The following is a 17,200-nucleotide window of genomic DNA, read 5'->3' as shown; positions in this document are numbered from 1 at the left end:
GCACCTCGATGTAGCGCATCAGCTCCTCGCGGCGGCCGGCGCCCAGGTTGAGCATGCGCCAGGGCGCGGCGCTGGTGGCCGGGTCGGGATTGGCGGCGTCCCAATCGGGGTTCGGAGCGGGCGGGCGGTCGAGGGCGGCGACCAGGCCGTCGACGATGTCGTCCACGTAGGTGAAGTCCCGCTGCATCTGCCCCTGGCCATATACGTCGATGGGCTGGCCCTTGAGGATGGCGTCAGTGAACTTGAACAGCGCCATGTCGGGACGGCCCCAGGGGCCATAGACGGTGAAGAAGCGGAAGCCTGTCGAGGGGATGTCGAACAGGTGGGCGTACGAGTGCGCCATGCTCTCGTTGGCCAGTTTGGTGGCTGCGTAGAGGGTGATCGGGTGGGTAGCCGCGCCGTGGACGTTGAAGGGCAGGTTGTTGTGATTGCCATAGACCGAGCTGGTCGAGGCGAAGACCAGGTGCTTCGGCTGGACCGCGCGGCAACCCTCCAGGATGTTGAGGAAGCCGACCACGTTGGAGTCCACGTAGGTCTCAGGGCTCTCCAGGCTGTAGCGGACGCCGGCCTGGGCGGCCAGGTTGACCACGTGGCTCGGCCTGGTCTCGGCGAAGACGGCGGGCATGCGCTCGCGGTCGGCCAGGTTACACTGGAGGTGGCGGTAGCCTTTGTGACCCTCGAGGATCGCCAGCCGCGCGGCCTTCAGCTTCGGGTCGTAGTAGGCGTTGAGGCTGTCCAAGCCCACCACGGTATCGCCGCGCTCAAGCAGACGGCGGCTCAGGTGGAAGCCGATGAAGCCGGCAGAGCCGGTGACCAGGATCGTCAACGCGTCGCCTTTCGAGCCTGCGCAGGAAGGTGCGCAAGCGTGCCTAGCGGCGTCCGGGTTGCAAGCCTCTTAAGCGCTCAGCGCGTGCCGGAGCGCAGGTCGCGCAGGCGCGAGACGCGGGCGGCGGCTTCGGCGGCGACGGCCGCCTTGCGGGCCTCCGTCACGTCGCCGGCCCGCATCTGGGCAAGCAGCGGGAAGGTGGCCGAGAGCGTCGCCACGAGCAGGCCCATCCGGCCCTCGCGCCAGCCGCCGCGCAGCACGAAGCCCTGCAGGAACACACCGGCGCCGGCGGCGAGGCTGGAGATCGCCCAGGGCGTGCCCCCCTGATCGGCCAGGTCCTCGGCGGCCAGGGCGGTCAGGCGGTTGAGGCGCTCGACCAGCCCGCCGACGTCGCGGCCGAGGATGCGGCGGACCGCGCCCTTCAGCGCGCCGCCCGAGCGGCCCGACACGGTGGCGGGCGCGTTGAGGCGCCGCGCCTCCCAGCTCTTCAGGCCGCGCTTGTAGAGGCGCACCTCGCGCCGCGCGCTGAGCGAACCCGCCCAGCCGTCGCGCACCAGGGTCTCGCCCACGTAGTTGTCGATCGGCAGCTCGTAGTGGTCGCCGTCGGGGCGCATCTGCAGGACGGCGCGGATCTCCCAGGCCAGGTGGGCGTCGACCAGCTCGTCGGGCTCGATTTCGAGGATCCAGTCGCCGGTGCAGGCCGCGGCGCCGGCCGCCTTGCGCTGGCTCTCCAGCGGGAAGATGCCGTCGATCACCACGCAGCCGTTGCGGCGCGCGATCTCCTGCGAGCGATCCGTGCAGCGGTCGGCCACGACCACCACCTCATCGCAGAACGACAGCTTGCGCAGGCAGTCGGACAACTGCGTGTCCTGGTTCTGCACGCACACAAGTGCGGTAAGCTTCACCACGTGGAACCCCCGTCCCCCGAACCCATCACAGGTTAAGACGCCGCCCGCGGGCCCCACCCCCCAAGCGCTGCTTTAGAATTTGTTCAGAATGTGGCGGCGAGTCGCAGGCCGATGGTGCGGGGGCGCTGCGGGGTGGCCTGGCGAATGCCGTCCACGTTGGTGAAGCTGAACGGATTTCCGTAGGCGAAGGTGTCGCCGTCAGCGTCGAAGGGATTGCTGACGAAGGCCGTCAGGCGCCAGTGCTCGCTGGCGATCTCGGCCGCCAGCTTCGCCCGCAGGTAGTTGTCGGTGCGCGGCTGCGTGGGGTTGGTGCTGTCGAAGCTGAGGCTGGTCGTGCCGACGTAGCTGGCCTCGCCGACCAGTCGCAGCGTGAACCGCTCGCCGAGGGGGCGCTGGTAGACGGCGAGGACGCCTCCCGAGACGTTGGGCACGCCGGGCAGCTCGCCGGAGACGGCGAGGGCGAACTCCGGGATGTTCGGATTGCGCACCTCCGCATCGGAGACCAGGCCGTTCAGCTGCACGGACAGGCCGAACGGCAACTCATAGCCCAGCTCGGCTTCCAGCCCGAGGATCCGGGCATCCCCGACGTTGCCGGTGAACGACAGGCCCGATTGCCGGTACTGGTCCGTCTGGATGTTGACCCAGTCGTTGTAGTAGGCGGCGGCGCGAAGCCGGAGCCGGTCGTCGAGCCGGCGCAGCTTCACGCCGATCTCGTAGTTGCGCAGCCGATCGGGAGCGAAGGTGGTCCGGTTCGCGCGGATGGCGAAGAAGCCTGAGGAGTTGAATCCGCCCGGCCGGTAGCCCTCGCTGATCAGGGCGTAGACCAGGTCGCCGTTGGCGAACTCGCGCTGGACCGAGATCTTCGGGGAAAAGCCGTCGAAGGTGCGAGCGTCGTCGAACGACCGCGGACCGCCGAACTGGTCGCCCACGTCTATGTCCGCGGTCGTGTGGACCCGGGTCTGGAAGAACCGTCCGCCGAGCGTGACGCTCCAGCCCCCGCCGAAGTCATAGGAACCCTCACCGTAGACGGCGTACTCGGTCAGCCGGTCCTTGCGGAATTCCCGGTAGGCGGTGGACACGCTGCCTGGCAGGAAGATGTCGAGGGTCGACGGGTTCCGCTGCACGGTGCGCGCCGCATAGACGCCCAGCAGCCAGTCGAGCGAGCCACGGGTGGACGATCGCAACACCAGGTCCTGCACCAGCATGTTGGAGCGCGTCGATTCCACGTAGGCGCCGAGGTCGACCGTGTCGTCCTGGAAGATGTCGGGGAGGCCGCGCGACGCGTCGAACTGGCTCGAGAAGACGTGGTGCACGTAGTTCACCGAGGACGTCACGCTGCCCCAGTCGAACTCGCCGTGCAGCGTGACGCCGCCGTAGGAGAAGTCGTTGTTGTGGGCCTCGCGGATGCGGTTCGCCCGCCGCGGTCCCGTGCTCGGGTCCATGCCGATGAGGACGTACTGGCTGTCGTTCGAGCGCAGGTGCTGGGTGGCCGCCAGGGCGTCCAGCCGCCAGCTGTCGTTGAACCGCACGCGCACGGACAGCCGGCCGCCATCGCGGTGGGTCTGGTCGACATTGGCCACGCGCAGGTTCACGTCGTCGAGGTAGCCGCCTTGGACGTCCTCGTAGGCGACCAGGCGGATCGCCAGGTGGTCCTTGATGAGCGGCAGGCTGATGTAGCCGTCGAACTCGTGGCTCTCGTCGCCGCCTTCGGTATGGGAGAGCGACGCCGAGGCTCCGTACTCGACGTCCTGCAGGTCGGGCTTGGTCGTGACGATCCGGTAGATGCCGGCGACGGAGCCCGAGCCATAGAGGGCGCCCTGGGGCCCGCGGACCACCTCGATGCGGTCGATGTCGACCAAGCGGAGGTCGGGGTCCGGCGCGTTGTAGTTGAGCGGCGCGTCGTCGAGGTAGGTGCCCACGGTCGAGCGCGTGCGGCCGGTGAAGGCGCCGTCGGAGAGGCCGCGGATCAACAGCTTGTCGCGGCCCGGCCCCAGGTTGGTGGTCAGCACGCCGGCGAGCTGGCCCACGGTCTGGCCGACGTCGATGGCCCGGGTCGCGTTGATCTGCTCGCGCGAGATGGCGCTGACGCCGGCGGGCAGGCGGTCGAGCGCAACAGGGCGCTTGGTCGCGGTGACGACGACCTCGGCGACCAGGGACGGCGGTCTGGGCGGCTCGCTGCGGACGGGCGCCGGCGCGGCCGGTTCGGCGGCCAGGATGCGCACGGTGCGGGCGTCGACGATCCGGTAGCGGCACGGCGCGCCGGCCAGCAGGCGGCCGAGGGCCTGCTCCAGGGTGTAGCGGCCGGTGAGCGCCGCACGCCCGCCGGGGCCGCAGGCGGAGGTTCCCAGCACGGAGACGTTGGCCTGCAGGCCGAGGTCGATCAGGGCGTCTGCGTAGGACCGGGGCGGGATCGAGAAACGATGGCGTGCGTCGGCGGCCTCAGCGCGTCCCGCCACGCAGGCGAGGGCGACGCCGCCGAGCAACGTTCCAAGAGGCCAACTCCGCCTCGGTATGGTTCCCAGTCCTCGTCAGCGGTCGGACGCGAGATCGCGCCGCAGGACCACGCCCGCGTCGGAACGTACCGCTTGAATCGGAACCAGCAAGGCCAGGCGACGGATTACCGCGGCCTGGTCGTCGAGAACGAGGACCCCCGAGATGGGCGTGGCGGCCAGCGCCGGGTCCTCGATGCGGATCGGTTGGGCGAACTGCTGGTTGAGGTCGGCGATGACCTCGCCTAGAGGCTGTTCGCGATAGACCAGCCGGCCGGTCCGCCAGCCCAGGACCTCCTGAGGCTCGGCGGCGGCCACGCGGGCCCCCGTCGCGCCTTCGACATGGTCCAGCCGTTGGCCGGGATGCAGGCGATAGGCGCGGCCGGTCGCGCCCTCGGCCGGCCGGACCTCGACCGCGCCGCGGGCGACGGTGACCGACAGCTTGCCCTCGAGGCGACGGACGTCGAACTGGGTGCCCACCACGCGGACCGTCCGGTCGCCGGCGGCGATGGTGAAGGGACGTTTCGGCGCATGGGCCACGTCGAACACCGCCTGGCCCTGGTCGAGGGTCACGCGGCGGGCGTCGCGGGCGAGCGCCACGGTGAGGCGGGTGCCGCCGTTGAGGTCGACAGTCGAGCCGTCGGCCAGCTGCACGGTGCGGCGTTCGCCCTTGGCGGTGACGTAGGTCTCGGTGTCGGCGGCGGCGAACTGCGGGGCGATCACCACCGCGAAGGCGGCCGCGGCGGCCATGGCGCCCATGCCCATCATCGCGCGCCGGCCCATGGCGGGCCGTCGCGGGGCGCGGCGTGCGCCCAGTTCACGCGCGACCTGTTCGCCGGCGGCGGCGTAGGCCTGGGAGACGGCCAGGGCGTCGTCGAAGGCGGCGATGTTCCCGGGCCCGGCCGACAGCCAGGCGTCGAAGGCCAGGGCCTCGGCGTCGCCGAGCTCTCGGGCTTCGAGGCGCACGACCCACGCCGCGGCGTGTTCACGCCGCGCGTCGTCGCCGGTTCGCCAAGCCTGAATCATGCGCCCTTCCGCAGCCCCCGGAACGGGAACCCTGTCGCCCCTTTAGACGTCGCCGAAAGGTCGCACCCCCACCTGCGTTCATACAATTTATAGTAGATCACCGGCCAAGCTTCACTGTAAGCGCCTTGAGGGCGGCCGAGATGTGCTTCTCGACGGACTTCACCGAGATTCCCATCGCGCTGGCCGTGTCGGCGTGGCTCTTGCCCTCAAGCTTGTGCAGGCGGAAGGCCCGCTGCATCTGCGGCGGAAGCTCGGCGACGGCGTCCACCAGCTGGCGCAGCCGCTGGCGTGAGGCCACCGCCTCGTCGGCGGGGGCGTCGGCGGCCACGTCGTCCCCGCCCAGGGTGTCGTGCGCCACGAGCCGCCAGGCGCCGTCGCGGGCCACGGAACGGGCTTCGCCGCGGGCGCGGTCCAGCATGACGTTGGTGGCGATCCGGTAGATGAGCGCGACGGGGTTCTCGGCCGTGACCGCGGGGTCGCGGGTGGCCAGCTTGACGTAGAGCTCCTGGGCCAGGTCCTCGGCGACCGCCGGCGAGCCCACGCGGGCGGCGAAGAAGCGCACGAGATTGGGCCGGCGCTCGAGGTAGATTTCGAGCAGCGGATCGGTGGGCCGCTTGGCCCCGAACTCGGCCACGACGCTCACGCTGCGCCGCGTCCGCGGGCGTTGCGCACTGGCGTCGGGCGCGTGAGTTCCATGGATCCGTGACCCGGGCATTCCTGCGCCCAGACATGCCCCATTCCCGCGGCCCCGCCAACGCTGCGCATGGCCGCGGGCTGGGGGGCGCTTCGCTTTGGCGGCGTCTAGGTCACGACGGCACGAGGTTGACGGCGCGATCGCCGTCCTTGGGGCGTGACGTCGCGGCGTGCGGGTCGCGGGGGAGCGGCCCGCACGTCCTCCCGCCGGCCTGATTCGCCCGGACTGTCGCTAATCCGACGCCGAACGGCGGCAGCTCCAGCGTCAAGCCGCTCTTTCCACAGCAGAAAACACCGGATCACGCGGAGTCGAAGGTCCTGACAGTGGCCCGCGGTATGCAGACACGCGTTCAGTCATTATGACGTCTGCTCACGGTGAGAGAGCGCGCGGGGACGCCCCCTGTGCCAAAATGGGGTGCGAGGAGTCTGAAGTTCATGAGCCTGAAGATCGTCCCGGGACTTGAGCCCGCGCCGACGAAACACGCCAAACTCGTACAGTGGGTGCGTGAGATCGCCGAAATGACGCAACCGGACCGGGTGGTCTGGTGTGATGGATCCGAAGAGGAGTGGACTCGACTGACGGGGGAGCTGGTCGCCAGCGGAACCCTGAAGCCCCTCAACCCCGAGAAGCGCCCCAACTCGTTCTACGCCGCCTCCGACCCGCGTGACGTGGCCCGAGTCGAGAGCCGCACCTTCATCTGCTCGGAGAACCCCGAGGACGCCGGCCCGACCAACAACTGGCTCGACCCTGCCGAGATGCGCGCCGACCTGAAGGACCTCTTCAAGGGCGTGATGCGCGGCCGCACCATGTATGTCGTGCCGTTCTGCATGGGCCCGCTGGGCTCGAAGATCAGCCAGATCGGCGTCGAGATCACCGACAGCGCCTATGTGGCCGTGTCGATGAAGATCATGACCCGCATGGGCAAGGGCGCCCTGGAGATGCTGGGCGACGACGGCTTCTTCGTGCCGGCCGTCCACTCGGTCGGCATGCCGCTGGTCGACGGCGCCAAGGACGTCGCCTGGCCCTGCAACGAGATCAAGTACATCGTCCACTTCCCCGAGAGCCGGGAGATCTGGTCGTACGGCTCGGGCTATGGCGGCAACGCCCTGCTCGGGAAGAAGTGCTTCGCGTTGCGCATCGCCTCGGTCATGGCCCGCGACGAGGGCTGGCTCGCCGAGCACATGCTGATCCTCAAGCTGACGTCGCCAGAGGGTGCGGTGAAGTACGTCGCCGCCGCCTTCCCGAGCGCCTGCGGCAAGACCAACATGGCCATGCTGCAGCCCACGCTGAAGGGCTGGAAGGCCGAGACGATCGGCGACGACATCTGCTGGATGCGCTTCGGCGACGACGGCCGCCTCTACGCGATCAACCCGGAGGCCGGCTTCTTCGGCGTCGCGCCGGGCACCGGCGAGGTGACCAACAAGAACGCGATCGACGCGCTCTGGGGCAATTCGATCTTCACGAACGTGGCGCTGACCGACGACGGCGACGTGTGGTGGGAAGGCCTGACGGAAGTTGCGCCGGCCCATCTGATCGACTGGAAGGGCCGCGACTGGACGCCCGAGAGCGCCGAGCCCGCGGCGCACCCGAACGCCCGCTTCACCGTGCCGGCTTCGCAGTGCCCGGTGGCCGCGCCCGAGTGGGAAGATCCCGCCGGCGTGCCGATCTCGGCGATCCTGTTCGGCGGCCGGCGCGCCTCGGCGGTGCCGCTGGTGACCGAGGCCAACGACTGGCAGCACGGCGTCTTCATGGCTTCGAACGTGGCCTCGGAAGGCACCGCGGCGGCCGAGAACGCCATCGGCGAGCTGCGCCGCGACCCGTTCGCGATGCTGCCCTTCTGCGGCTACAACATGGGCGACTACTTCGGCCACTGGCTGAAGGTGGGCGAGAGCCACGACGCCGAGAAACTGCCGCGCATCTACTTCGTGAACTGGTTCCGCAAGGACGAGCGCGGCAAGTTCGTGTGGCCGGGCTACGGCGAGAACAGCCGCGTGCTGAAGTGGATCGCCGAGCGGCTGGACGGCACGGCCGATGCGGTCGACACGCCGATCGGCCGGGTGCCGACCAAGGCCAGCCTGGACACCTCCGGCCTGACGCTGACCGACGCCCAGCTGGACCTGCTGCTGACCGTCGATCCGGCCATCTGGACCCAGGAAGCCGCTCTGATCCCGGCCTTCTACGAGCGTTTCGGCGAGCACACGCCGCAGGCGCTGTGGGACGAGTACAAGGCGCTGGTGGCCCGCCTCGAGGCGGCCAAGGCCGCGCCGGCGCAGGTGGTGGCGGCGGAGTAGAGCAGAGCTCCAGTTCTACTGAAGACGGGCCGCGGTGATTCCGCGGCCCTTTCTTTGCTTATCCGCCCGCGACAACGCGCAGCGTGGGCTGGCCGCCAGGCTTCTCGCCGCGGACCTGGGCCACGAGGTCGAAGAGGGCGCGGCGCACTTCGTCGGGCTCGCCGTCGCGAGCGATGACCGCGAGGTCCTCCAGGTGGCCGGGCGTCACGCGCAGGGCCGAGTTGGAGATCACTTCCATCACCTTGGGCGCGGCGGGCAGCGAGGTCTCGGTCTCGTCGAGCAGCGCCTCGGTCAGCTTCTCGCCCGAACGCAGGCCGGTGATCTCGATCTCGATGTCGTTGCGGCCCGAAAGCGCGATCATCTGGCGCGCGAGCTCGAGGATGCTGACCGGCTCGCCCATCTCGAGCAGGAACAGCCGCGAATCCTGGCGGTCGTCCTCATGGCAGGCCGCCGTGGCGTGCAGCACCAGCTGGGCCGCCTCGGGGATGGTCATGAAGAACCGGGTCATCTCGGGGTGGGTGACCGTCACCGGCCCGCCGCGCTCGATCTGCGACTTGAAGATCGGCACCACCGAACCCGACGAGCCCAGCACGTTGCCGAACCGCACGGCCGAGAAGCGGGTGTCGCTGTTGCTGGTGGCCTGCTGGGCGTGGATGACGGCCTCGGCCAGGCGCTTCGTGGCGCCCATGACGTTGGTGGGATCGACAGCCTTGTCGGTGGAGATCAGCACCATCTGGCCGGCGCCTGCGGCCTTGGCTGCTTCGGCCACGTTCCAGGTGCCGACGACGTTGGTGAGCAGGCCCTCGCGCGGATGGCGCTCGACCATGGAGACGTGCTTCAGGGCCGCGGCGTGGAAAACGAGGTCGGGCCGCTCTTCCTGGAAGATGGCGGCGGTGCGCCGGGCGTGGCGCACGTCGCAGAGGACCGCCTTCACCGGCACGTGCGGGAAGGTCTCACGCATCTCGCGCTCGATCTCGAACAGGGCGGTTTCGGAGAAGTCGAGGACGGTGAGGTGGTCGCAGCCGAAGTTGGCCACCTGGCGGCAGAGCTCGGACCCGATCGAGCCGCCGGCCCCGGTGATCAGCACGCGCTTGCCGGCCAGCAGGCGGCCCACGGCGTGGCGGTCGAGCTCGATCGGCTCGCGGGCGAGGAGCTCCTCGATGTTGATGTCGCGCATCGGGAGCAGGGTGAGGCCGTCGTGCTGGGCCAGTTCGACGATGGAGGGCAGCCGCAGCAGGCGGATGCCGTCGTTCTTCAGCCGGCCGAGCTGGTCGGCGGTGAGGCCCTTCAGCTTGCCCGGCTCCTCCAGGAACAGGATGGCGCGCGGATAGCGGTTCCAGCGGCGCAGGTCGGCCATGGCCTCGTCGAGGCGGTCGATGGCCTCGAGGATGCAGACGCCGCGTACCTGGGCGCCCACGTCGCGACGGTCGGTGCCGATGATGCCCACGGGGGTATAGGTGCGGTCGTTGCTGCGGGCGGCGTCGCGCAGGTAGGTGTCGGCCAGCGACGGCGGGCCGATCAGGAGCAGCGACGGCGACTGGGTCATCCGGTCGGTGATCGTCTTGAGCGGCGAGAACGTCTCGAGCGCGTGCTCATGCAGGGCGCGGCGCAGGATCCGCACGCCCATCGACACCACCATCTGGAACAGCGGCGCCATGACGAGGGTCGAGCGCGGCAGGCCCTCGGCGCGGTCGAGGACGAACACGAAGAGCAGGAAGACACCGACGGTCAGGATCGCGATGCGCGCCAGCACCAGGGCGTCGGGGATCGACACGTAGCGCCAGGGCGACAGCTCGCTGCGGAACACCAGGCTGAACGCCGCGGTGATGGCCGCGTAGAGGGCCGCGAACTGGAAGAAGCTGAGCGCGCCGGCCTCCCCGAAGCCGAGCTCGGGCTGGGTGGGCGCGACGAAGAACGCAATGGCGAACGCGAGGGCCGCGAGCAGGGCGTCGAACACGACGGTTTGAGCCCGGACGGCCATCCGCTCCATGCGCCGAACTCCACTCACGTGTTCGATTCCCAACCATAGGCCCCGAGCCGGGGGCCGCCAGTGAAACTTGGTCCAGCGGATTTCTTTCCGCGAGGCAAGCGCCCGAAACGCAACAGGAATGGGCGTCCGGCGAGCGCCGCGAACTTAGGAACTGGCGCCCCACGGCGCAAACGAAAAGCCGCCGCGAATCACGCGGCGGCTTCACTAGAACCGTTCGGGTGAACGGACGGTTGCGCGGGATGGTGTCTAGAAGACCAGCTTGATCCCACCCACGACGCGGGAGTCGCCGTAACCCAGCGGGTCGGCGGCGCTCGAGGCGTCGGTGTCATGGTAGCGGACGTCGAAGCTGACGTGGTCGGTGAGCGCGAAGCCCACGCCGGCGTTCCACGTCGTGTAGTCGAGCCCGCCGTCCTGGTCCTGGCGTCCGATCGCCGCCGAAACCGAGAACTTGCTGTCCGGGATCGCGACGGCGACGTTGGCCTCGTAGTAGAGGGCGTCGTCCGCCACGCCGAAGAAGTTGGGCGAGTAGTAGGCCGCCACGCCAACGGTCGCCGGGCCGGCCGGCATCGAGGCCGCCGCCTTGAATTCCCAGTAGTCGTAGTTCGACGCGCCCTTGTCGACGTAGCCGTAGTAGATCACGCCCAGGTCGAAGGTGATCGGGCCGGCCGTCGGCTTGATGCCGGCGTAGAGGTCGAACTCGGCGTCGGTCGAGTCGAGGAAGTCGACGTTCGACACCCACACGCCCGCGTAGGCCATGCCGTAGGTGGCGTCGATGCCGCCGAAGACCTGCGGGTCCTCGTCGGTCTGGCTGAAGCCGCGGAAGACGTATTCCGTCGCCGCGCCGAGGTTGAAGGAAAAGGACGGACCGGAGTCCTCCTGCGCCTGGGCGGCGCCGGCGAAGCAGAGCGAAGCAGCCGCGGCCGCAAGCGCGAGTTTGAGCGTTCTCATTTTTTGGTATCCCCTCATATGTCCGCCGGCTCGCAACCGGTGGGTCGCGGCCATGGTCATAGGCGCACGGCGCAGATCAACGCGACGGACCTGTGACAGCCGCGCCGTAGGAGAGCTGACCAAATATTGGGCGCGCCCCCGGAGAGGCGCCCGACTTTTGAGCAGCCCCTAGCGCGCCACCAGCGGCGCGAATCCCAGGTGCGAGCCCGCATCGACCATCAGCGTCTCACCCGTCACGTGCCGCGAGTACGGCGAGGCCAGGAACACCGCCGAGACGGCGATGTCCTCGGCGGTTGACGCAGCCTTGAGGGGTGTGCCGGCCGCGGCGTTCTCGCGGACCCTGGCGGCGGCGGCCTCGCCGACGCCCTTGCCAAACCACGGCGTGTCGATGAAGCCTGGGCAGACCGAATTGACCCGGATCTTGGGCGCAAGGGCGCGCGCGAGGGACAGCGTCATCGTGTTGAGCGCGCCCTTTGAAGCCGCGTACGGCACCGACGAGCCGATGCCAGTGACGCCGGCGATGGACGCCGTCATCACCACCGCGCCGGGCTGTGGCGCGGCCTCCAGCAATGCGCGGCAGGCGCGGACCATTTGGTATGGGCCGATGACATTGACGGCGTAGAGCTTGTGAAAGTCGTCGGCGGACACACCGTCGAGGTTCGCGTGGGTGTTGAAGGTGGTCGTGCCGGCGTTGTTGAACAACGCGTCGATGCGGCCGTAGGGCCGGGCGGCTTCGGCGATCTTGCGGCAGTCCTCGTCGTTGGCGACATCGCCCTGGACCAGCACGGCCTCGGCCCCGTGGGCCATCACCTGGCGGGCGGTCTCTTCGGCGTCGTCGCGGTTGCGGGCGTAGTTGATCACGACGGCCTTGGCGCCGCGCGAGGCGACCTCGACGGCGACAGCGCGGCCGAGGCCGGTCGAGGCGCCGGTCACCACCACCACGAAGTCCTGATAGTCACCCTGGGCCATCGCGCCGCTCCCTGTCGTTGTTACGCGGCGTACTAGCCGGTAAACGCGGGGGCATGGAAGAGACCCAACTCACCCAGCTGGGCCGTGACGTAAGGGGCTTCGACAGCCCCGAGGCGGCCGTGCTGGAGCGGGTGGCGAACCCGCAGCCGGACGCCACCTACCTGGTGCGGTTCACGGCGCCCGAATTCACCTCGCTGTGCCCGGTGACGGGGCAGCCGGACTTCGCCCACCTGGTGATCGACTATGTGCCGGCCAAGTGGCTGGTGGAGTCGAAGTCGCTCAAGCTCTACCTCGGCTCGTTCCGCAACCACGGCGCCTTCCACGAGGACTGCACGATCGCCATCGGCCGCCGGCTGTTGGCCGAGCTCGCGCCGCAGTGGCTCCGGATCGGCGGGTACTGGTATCCGCGCGGCGGCATCCCGATCGACGTGTTCTGGCAGAGCGGGCCGGCGCCCGAAGGGTTGTGGCTGCCGGACCAGGGCGTGGCGCCCTACCGGGGTCGCGGTTGAGCATATGGTTACTGCATCCGAAGATGGCGGACCGGTCGCGGTTCGGGAAATACTGTCCTTCGCGAGCAAACGGTGAAGCTTGGGGTCGGCGCGCTCAATATCGTTTGAGGAAACCCCGCCTGCTTACGGCGCGGCGCCTACTCTCGCGCAGGGCGAAACGGGCGCGAAGAGTCGCCTGGAGGCCTATTCGGGCTTTCCAAAAGCTGGCGGCGGGCCTATACCTCACCTTGCCCAACTCTCCTCGGGCGTGTCACCTCAGGCCGGGCGACGCGAGCGCGTCGTCCGGCCGCCGTGTTTCTGGACTTCAGCCTTGCGGGCTCCAGCGGGTGACCAGGGGGTCGAGCGTCGGGCGCTCCCGTTCCAGCGGCGGCTCGCGTGGCGTGCCCATCAGGACGAAGCCCGCGACCCGTTCGCCCGCCGTCAGCCCCAGGATCGCGCCCGCGTCGGCGTCGTAGCTGTACCAGTCGGTGATCCAGTTGGCGCCGAAGCCCATCGCGAGCGCGCCGTAGAGCAGGTTCGTGCAGACGACGCCGGCCGAGAGCACCTGCTCCCACTCCGGGATCGCCGCGCCCAGCTTCGGCGACGACACCACGACCACGGCCAACGGCGGGATCTTCAGCTTGGCGAGCTTGGCGGCGAGCTGCGGTTCGCCGCGGGCGGTCGCCAGCGCCTCGAGTCGGGCGGTGAAGGCGGCCTTGCCGTCGCTTTCCAGGATCACGAACCGCCAGGGCGAGAGCTTGCCATGGTCGGGCGCGCGGGTGGCCAGCCGCAGGAGGTCGGCCAGCTGGTCCGCATTGGGCGCGGGCTCCGTCAGCGTCACCGCCGAGGCGGAGCGCCGCTGCGCCAGGAACTTCAGCACCTCGGGCGAGGCGGCGGTCGGCAAGGCGGCGCCGAACTCGGGCGCGGGCGGGAGGTTGGTGGGCAAGGAGGGTTCCGGCGCTGCAGGAATACGGATACGGGCCCTCTTTATGGGGGCGGCGAGCCGAACCGCAAGGCGAGGGGACTTCGGGCATGAGCGGGAAGCCGGCGTGGCTGCGATCGCACGGGGCTCCCTGGGTGCGCGGGGCCGCCCGGCCGATCTACGACAATCCCTGGATCTCGGTGACGGAGTACGCGGCGACCGCCCCGACCGGCAATCCGGCGACCTACGGCCTCGTCAGCTACAAGAACCTGGCCGTGGCGATCCTGCCGCTGTTCGACGACGGGACCACGATCCTGGTCGGCCAGCACCGCTTCCCGGCGGGCGACTACAGCTGGGAGATCCCCGAGGGCGGCGGACCGCTCGACCGCGATCCGCTGGAGAGCGCGCGGCGCGAGCCGGCCGAGGAAACGGGCCTGCAGGCGGCAGATTGGCGCGAGATCCTGCAGGCGCAGCTGTCGAACTCGGTGAGCGACGAGCGCGCGATCGGCTACCTGGCGACCGGGCTGTCGCCGGCGGAGGGGAGCCACCACGCCGACGAGACCGAGGACTTGGCGCGGGTGCGGGTCCCGTTCCGCGAGGCGCTGGACGCCGCCGTGGTCGGTGAATTGCAGGACGTGCTGACAGTGGCGATGCTGTTCAAGGCTTACCATATGGCCCGGGAAGGGCATTTGGCGCCCGCGCTCGCGCGCGCCATACTAGGGTGAGGGAGTACCCTATGGGTCGGGAGGAACCGATGAGTCAGCGCCTCGAGGTGGTGAACCCCAAGTCGCCACCGCCCGTATGGGCCGCGCTCCGCAACGAAGCGTACGCCGCCGCCAAGAGCGAGGCGGCGCTGGCGAGCCTGCTGGCCGCCGTGATCCTGAACCACGACACGCTGGGCGATGCGCTGAGCTACCAGCTCGCGCGCAAGCTGGGCGACCAGGAGCTGCGGGCCATGAGCCTGCGCGACACCATCGAGGAGGCTTACGAAGCCGATCCCTCGATCGTGGAGACCGCGGAATACGACCTGAAGGCGGTGTTCGAGCGTGACCCCGCCTGCAAGGGCTATGTCCAGCCGTTCCTGTTCTTCAAGGGTTTCCTGGCGTTGCAGACGCACCGCGTGGCCCACTGGCTGCACGGCGAGGGCCGCGAGACCCTCGCGTTCTACCTGCAAAGCCGCTCCAGCGAGCTGTTCCAGGTGGACATCAACCCCGCGACGCGGATCGGCCGCGGCGTGTTCGTCGACCACGGGACCGGGATCGTCATCGGCGAGACTGCGGTGATCGGCGACGACGTCTCGATGCTGCAGGGTGTGACCCTGGGCGGCACGGGCGCCGAGCGCGGCGACCGCCACCCGAAGATCGGCAAGGGCGTGCTGCTGGGCGCTGGCGCCAAGGTGCTGGGCAACATCAAGATCGGCGACTACGCCAAGATCGCGTCGGGCTCGGTGGTGCTGAAGGAAGTGCCGGCCGGCTGCACGGCGGCGGGCGTGCCGGCTCGCCTGGTCAACTGCCCGACCTGCGATGAACCGGCCCGGACGATGGACCACACGCTGCCCGGGATCACGGACTACACGATCTGAGGTTTCGCCGGGCCGGCGCTTTCGCTAGAAGTCGCGCCTGAACTGACCCTTAGGAGCGTTCGCGTGGACGAAAGAGCTATCCGCAAGATCGAAGGGCATCTGCGCGGGACCTTCGCCAACGCGCGCATCACGCTGATGCCCCGGCCGAAGCAGAAGGATTCCGCCGAGGTCTACATCGGCGAGGAGTTCATCGGCGTGGTGTTCCAGGACGAGGACGAGGACGGCTCGTTCATGTTCGAGATGGCCATCCTCGCCGAGGACCTGCCCTAACCTATTTCGGCGCGGGTTCGGTGATCGGCGGCTCCACCGGGGCTGTCGTGGTGACCGGGCCCGACCCGTCGACTGGCGTCGAGGCCGCGGTGGCGGCCTGCTGCGCCTGCTGCTGCAGTTGTGAGTCCGGCACCTGGCTGGGCGGGGCTTCCGTGGTGACGGTGGCTTCGGCGGTGCCGGTGTCGGTGGTCGCCTTGCGCTCCTGTGAGCAGGCGGCGACGGCGAGGCTCAGGCCGAGGGCTAAGAAGGCGGCTCTCATGGCTGCGTTCTCCCGTGAGTGACGGCGGCCTAACCCGGAGCACGGCTGCGGGTTCCTAGCGGATCTGCACCACGGCCAGGGTTCCGGCCGGCGCAGGCGCGATCGGCGGCGCCGGCCGGCTCGTGTCCAGCCACTGGGCCCAGTGCTCGCGCGGCAGGATGACGATCTGGCGGTCGTGGTAGGGCGCGATGTCGGGACCGGGCGGGCAGGTGAGCAGGGTGAAGCGGTCGTCGCGGACCAGGCCGGCGACGCCGAGGAACGGCTGGTCAGCCGGCGTGAAGCGCCACTTGGACTTCGGGGCCTTCGCGCCCGTGAACTCGAAGAAGGCGTCGATGGGCACGAGGCAGCGGCCCTTCGGGAAGCTGCGCTCGTCGGACCGGAAGTTGATGACCGGCCCCCGCTGACCCGGGAAGCCCCAGCGCATCTCGTCCAGATGGGCGCCGCCGTCCCGGCCGGTGACGACGTAGCTGGGATCGGTCGGCCGGATCGAGGCCCGGGGCTCCATGTTGGGCGCGCCGCCGTCCCAGCCGAGCGGCAGGTCCAGCCGGGCGAACTCCTTCAGGAGCTCGTCGAGCGAGCGCTCTTGGGCGTATTCGTTGCACATGAGATCGACAATAAATCTACAGCAAGGCTGTCGGCAAGGTCGGTAAGTTATATACAGTCAGGCGGCGCCGCGGATGATCCGGCGGGCCTGGAAGGGCGGGATGATCGCGGTGATGTGGGCCGCCCAGCGCAGCCGGGCGTCGCGCCGCATGGGGCCTGCGATGCTTTCGAGGTCGTAGAGGCCCGGCCGCGAGCCGCGCAGCAGCCGCTTGACCAGCACCTCGTCGGTGTCGGTCTCGACGATCACCACCTGGCCCAGCATATCGGGGGTGGGCGCGGTGCGCTGGTCCTCGAAGTAGATCAGGGCGCCGTCGTCGGCGAGGCCGCGCATCGAGTGGCCGGCCACCCGCAGCGCGCGCGCCTTGTCGGTGCCGCCCGGCGGGATCGGAGTGAGCTCGGCGGGGTCCTGGCCCAGGGCGAACAGGACCGTGCCGTCGGGGTTGGCGCCCACGTGCCCGATCACCGGCGCGAACCCTGAGGCGGCCGTCGCCAGCATCGGGCCGGCGGCGTCGTAGAGCCATTCGGCGCTGACGCCGAAGGCGGCGGCGTACTCCTTGGCCCGGCGGTACGAGAAGGGGGCGTTGCCGTTCTCGTTCGAAGCGAAGGTGTTGCGGCTCCAGCCGTGCGCGTCGGCCGCCGCGGCGGCGGTCTCGTAGCCCTTGTCCATCCGGGCCTGTCTGAGGCGTTCGGCGCGACCGTCCATGGCTGTATATTACATGCGGAAACTCTTGACTCAAGCGACTGTAGATAATATACAGAACATATGGCGAACATCGATGTGACCAGCTATTTCGTGCTCCGCTTGGGCGGGGCGACCCAGGCGCGAGCATGCGCAGAACTCGACGTCAGTTCCGGACGTAGGGACAGGCTGGAGGCGCAGTTTCAGCGCGCACGACTGGGCGGCGAGCGCGTGCGGCCGCGGTTCGCGCGGCACG

Annotated in this window: 17 protein-coding genes; 5 read left to right on the top strand and 12 right to left on the bottom strand. The window is 69.6% G+C overall.

Annotated features, from left to right (window positions below; all coding sequences use genetic code 11):
• The 5 genes from VGD44_RS07460 to VGD44_RS07440 form a co-directional block, all read right to left on the bottom strand.
• A partial coding sequence (locus tag VGD44_RS07460) for an NAD-dependent epimerase/dehydratase family protein (RefSeq protein ID WP_331085456.1) occupies positions 1 to 826 on the bottom strand: 826 nt, incomplete at its 3' end.
• Between the two features lie 77 nt (positions 827 to 903).
• Complete coding sequence (locus VGD44_RS07455) at positions 904 to 1,734, bottom strand: glycosyltransferase family 2 protein (RefSeq protein WP_331085454.1); 831 nt, start codon at positions 1,732 to 1,734, stop codon at positions 904 to 906.
• 83 nt (positions 1,735 to 1,817) lie between these two features.
• Positions 1,818 to 4,217 (bottom strand): TonB-dependent receptor, encoded by a 2,400-nt coding sequence (locus tag VGD44_RS07450; protein ID WP_331085452.1) that lies wholly within the window; start codon positions 4,215 to 4,217, stop codon positions 1,818 to 1,820.
• Between the two features lie 45 nt (positions 4,218 to 4,262).
• Positions 4,263 to 5,249, bottom strand: a complete 987-nt coding sequence (locus VGD44_RS07445) for a FecR family protein (protein ID WP_331085451.1) — start codon at positions 5,247 to 5,249, stop codon at positions 4,263 to 4,265.
• A gap of 97 nt (positions 5,250 to 5,346) precedes the next feature.
• Positions 5,347 to 5,892 carry an RNA polymerase sigma factor gene (locus tag VGD44_RS07440; RefSeq protein ID WP_331085449.1) on the bottom strand — a complete coding sequence of 182 codons (546 nt, stop codon included), beginning with the start codon at positions 5,890 to 5,892 and terminating at the stop codon, positions 5,347 to 5,349.
• 485 nt (positions 5,893 to 6,377) lie between these two features.
• Between VGD44_RS07440 and VGD44_RS07435 the strand changes: the two genes are divergently transcribed.
• Positions 6,378 to 8,234, top strand: coding sequence for a phosphoenolpyruvate carboxykinase (GTP) (locus tag VGD44_RS07435; RefSeq protein ID WP_331085447.1), 1,857 nt, complete (start codon positions 6,378 to 6,380; stop codon positions 8,232 to 8,234).
• Positions 8,235 to 8,292: 58 nt separating this feature from the next.
• Here VGD44_RS07435 and VGD44_RS07430 read toward each other — a convergent pair whose 3' ends face one another.
• The 3 genes from VGD44_RS07430 to VGD44_RS07420 form a co-directional block, all read right to left on the bottom strand.
• Positions 8,293 to 10,224: a nucleoside-diphosphate sugar epimerase/dehydratase gene (locus VGD44_RS07430; RefSeq protein WP_331085445.1), complete on the bottom strand. Its 1,932-nt coding sequence runs from the start codon at positions 10,222 to 10,224 to the stop codon at positions 8,293 to 8,295.
• Positions 10,225 to 10,470: 246 nt separating this feature from the next.
• Positions 10,471 to 11,172, bottom strand: a complete 702-nt coding sequence (locus VGD44_RS07425) for a TorF family putative porin (protein ID WP_331085443.1) — start codon at positions 11,170 to 11,172, stop codon at positions 10,471 to 10,473.
• Positions 11,173 to 11,340: 168 nt separating this feature from the next.
• The gene (locus VGD44_RS07420; protein ID WP_331085441.1) at positions 11,341 to 12,141 is read right to left on the bottom strand and encodes an SDR family NAD(P)-dependent oxidoreductase; all 801 of its coding nucleotides are present in this window, start codon (positions 12,139 to 12,141) and stop codon (positions 11,341 to 11,343) included.
• A gap of 53 nt (positions 12,142 to 12,194) precedes the next feature.
• Between VGD44_RS07420 and queF the strand changes: the two genes are divergently transcribed.
• Positions 12,195 to 12,650 carry a preQ(1) synthase gene (gene queF, locus VGD44_RS07415; RefSeq protein ID WP_331085439.1) on the top strand — a complete coding sequence of 152 codons (456 nt, stop codon included), beginning with the start codon at positions 12,195 to 12,197 and terminating at the stop codon, positions 12,648 to 12,650.
• A gap of 304 nt (positions 12,651 to 12,954) precedes the next feature.
• Here the strand turns inward: queF and VGD44_RS07410 are convergent, their stop codons facing one another.
• Positions 12,955 to 13,575 carry a nitroreductase gene (locus VGD44_RS07410; RefSeq protein ID WP_331085437.1) on the bottom strand — a complete coding sequence of 207 codons (621 nt, stop codon included), beginning with the start codon at positions 13,573 to 13,575 and terminating at the stop codon, positions 12,955 to 12,957.
• A gap of 86 nt (positions 13,576 to 13,661) precedes the next feature.
• Between VGD44_RS07410 and VGD44_RS07405 the strand changes: the two genes are divergently transcribed.
• The 3 genes from VGD44_RS07405 to VGD44_RS07395 all read left to right on the top strand — a co-directional run bounded on the left by VGD44_RS07405 (position 13,662) and on the right by VGD44_RS07395 (position 15,403).
• Positions 13,662 to 14,276 carry an NUDIX hydrolase gene (locus VGD44_RS07405; RefSeq protein WP_331085435.1) on the top strand — a complete coding sequence of 205 codons (615 nt, stop codon included), beginning with the start codon at positions 13,662 to 13,664 and terminating at the stop codon, positions 14,274 to 14,276.
• 29 nt (positions 14,277 to 14,305) lie between these two features.
• Positions 14,306 to 15,133 (top strand): serine O-acetyltransferase, encoded by an 828-nt coding sequence (gene cysE / locus VGD44_RS07400; protein ID WP_331085433.1) that lies wholly within the window; start codon positions 14,306 to 14,308, stop codon positions 15,131 to 15,133.
• Between the two features lie 63 nt (positions 15,134 to 15,196).
• A complete protein-coding gene (locus VGD44_RS07395; protein ID WP_331085431.1) occupies positions 15,197 to 15,403 on the top strand; it encodes a DUF3126 family protein in 207 nt (68 codons plus the stop codon).
• A 1-nt stretch (position 15,404) separates the two neighbouring features.
• On the opposite strand, the gene VGD44_RS07390 is transcribed toward VGD44_RS07395, so the two are convergent.
• From VGD44_RS07390 to VGD44_RS07380, 3 genes are read right to left on the bottom strand one after another with little or no spacing between them, the layout of a single operon-like run.
• On the bottom strand, positions 15,405 to 15,662 hold the full coding sequence (locus VGD44_RS07390; protein WP_331085429.1) for a hypothetical protein: 258 nt from the start codon (positions 15,660 to 15,662) through the stop codon (positions 15,405 to 15,407).
• Between the two features lie 55 nt (positions 15,663 to 15,717).
• Positions 15,718 to 16,266 carry an SOS response-associated peptidase gene (locus VGD44_RS07385; RefSeq protein WP_331085428.1) on the bottom strand — a complete coding sequence of 183 codons (549 nt, stop codon included), beginning with the start codon at positions 16,264 to 16,266 and terminating at the stop codon, positions 15,718 to 15,720.
• A 57-nt stretch (positions 16,267 to 16,323) separates the two neighbouring features.
• Entirely contained in the window at positions 16,324 to 16,968 is a 645-nt protein-coding gene (locus VGD44_RS07380) for a peptidase S24 (protein ID WP_331085427.1), read from the bottom strand.
• Positions 16,969 to 17,200: the final 232 nt, after the last annotated feature.

The organism is Phenylobacterium sp. (genome assembly GCF_036402295.1).
In the GTDB taxonomy this organism is placed as follows: Bacteria; Pseudomonadota; Alphaproteobacteria; order Caulobacterales; family Caulobacteraceae; genus Phenylobacterium.
The sequence above is the reverse complement of the archived record's forward strand: the minus strand, read 5'-3'. Positions and strand labels throughout refer to the sequence as shown.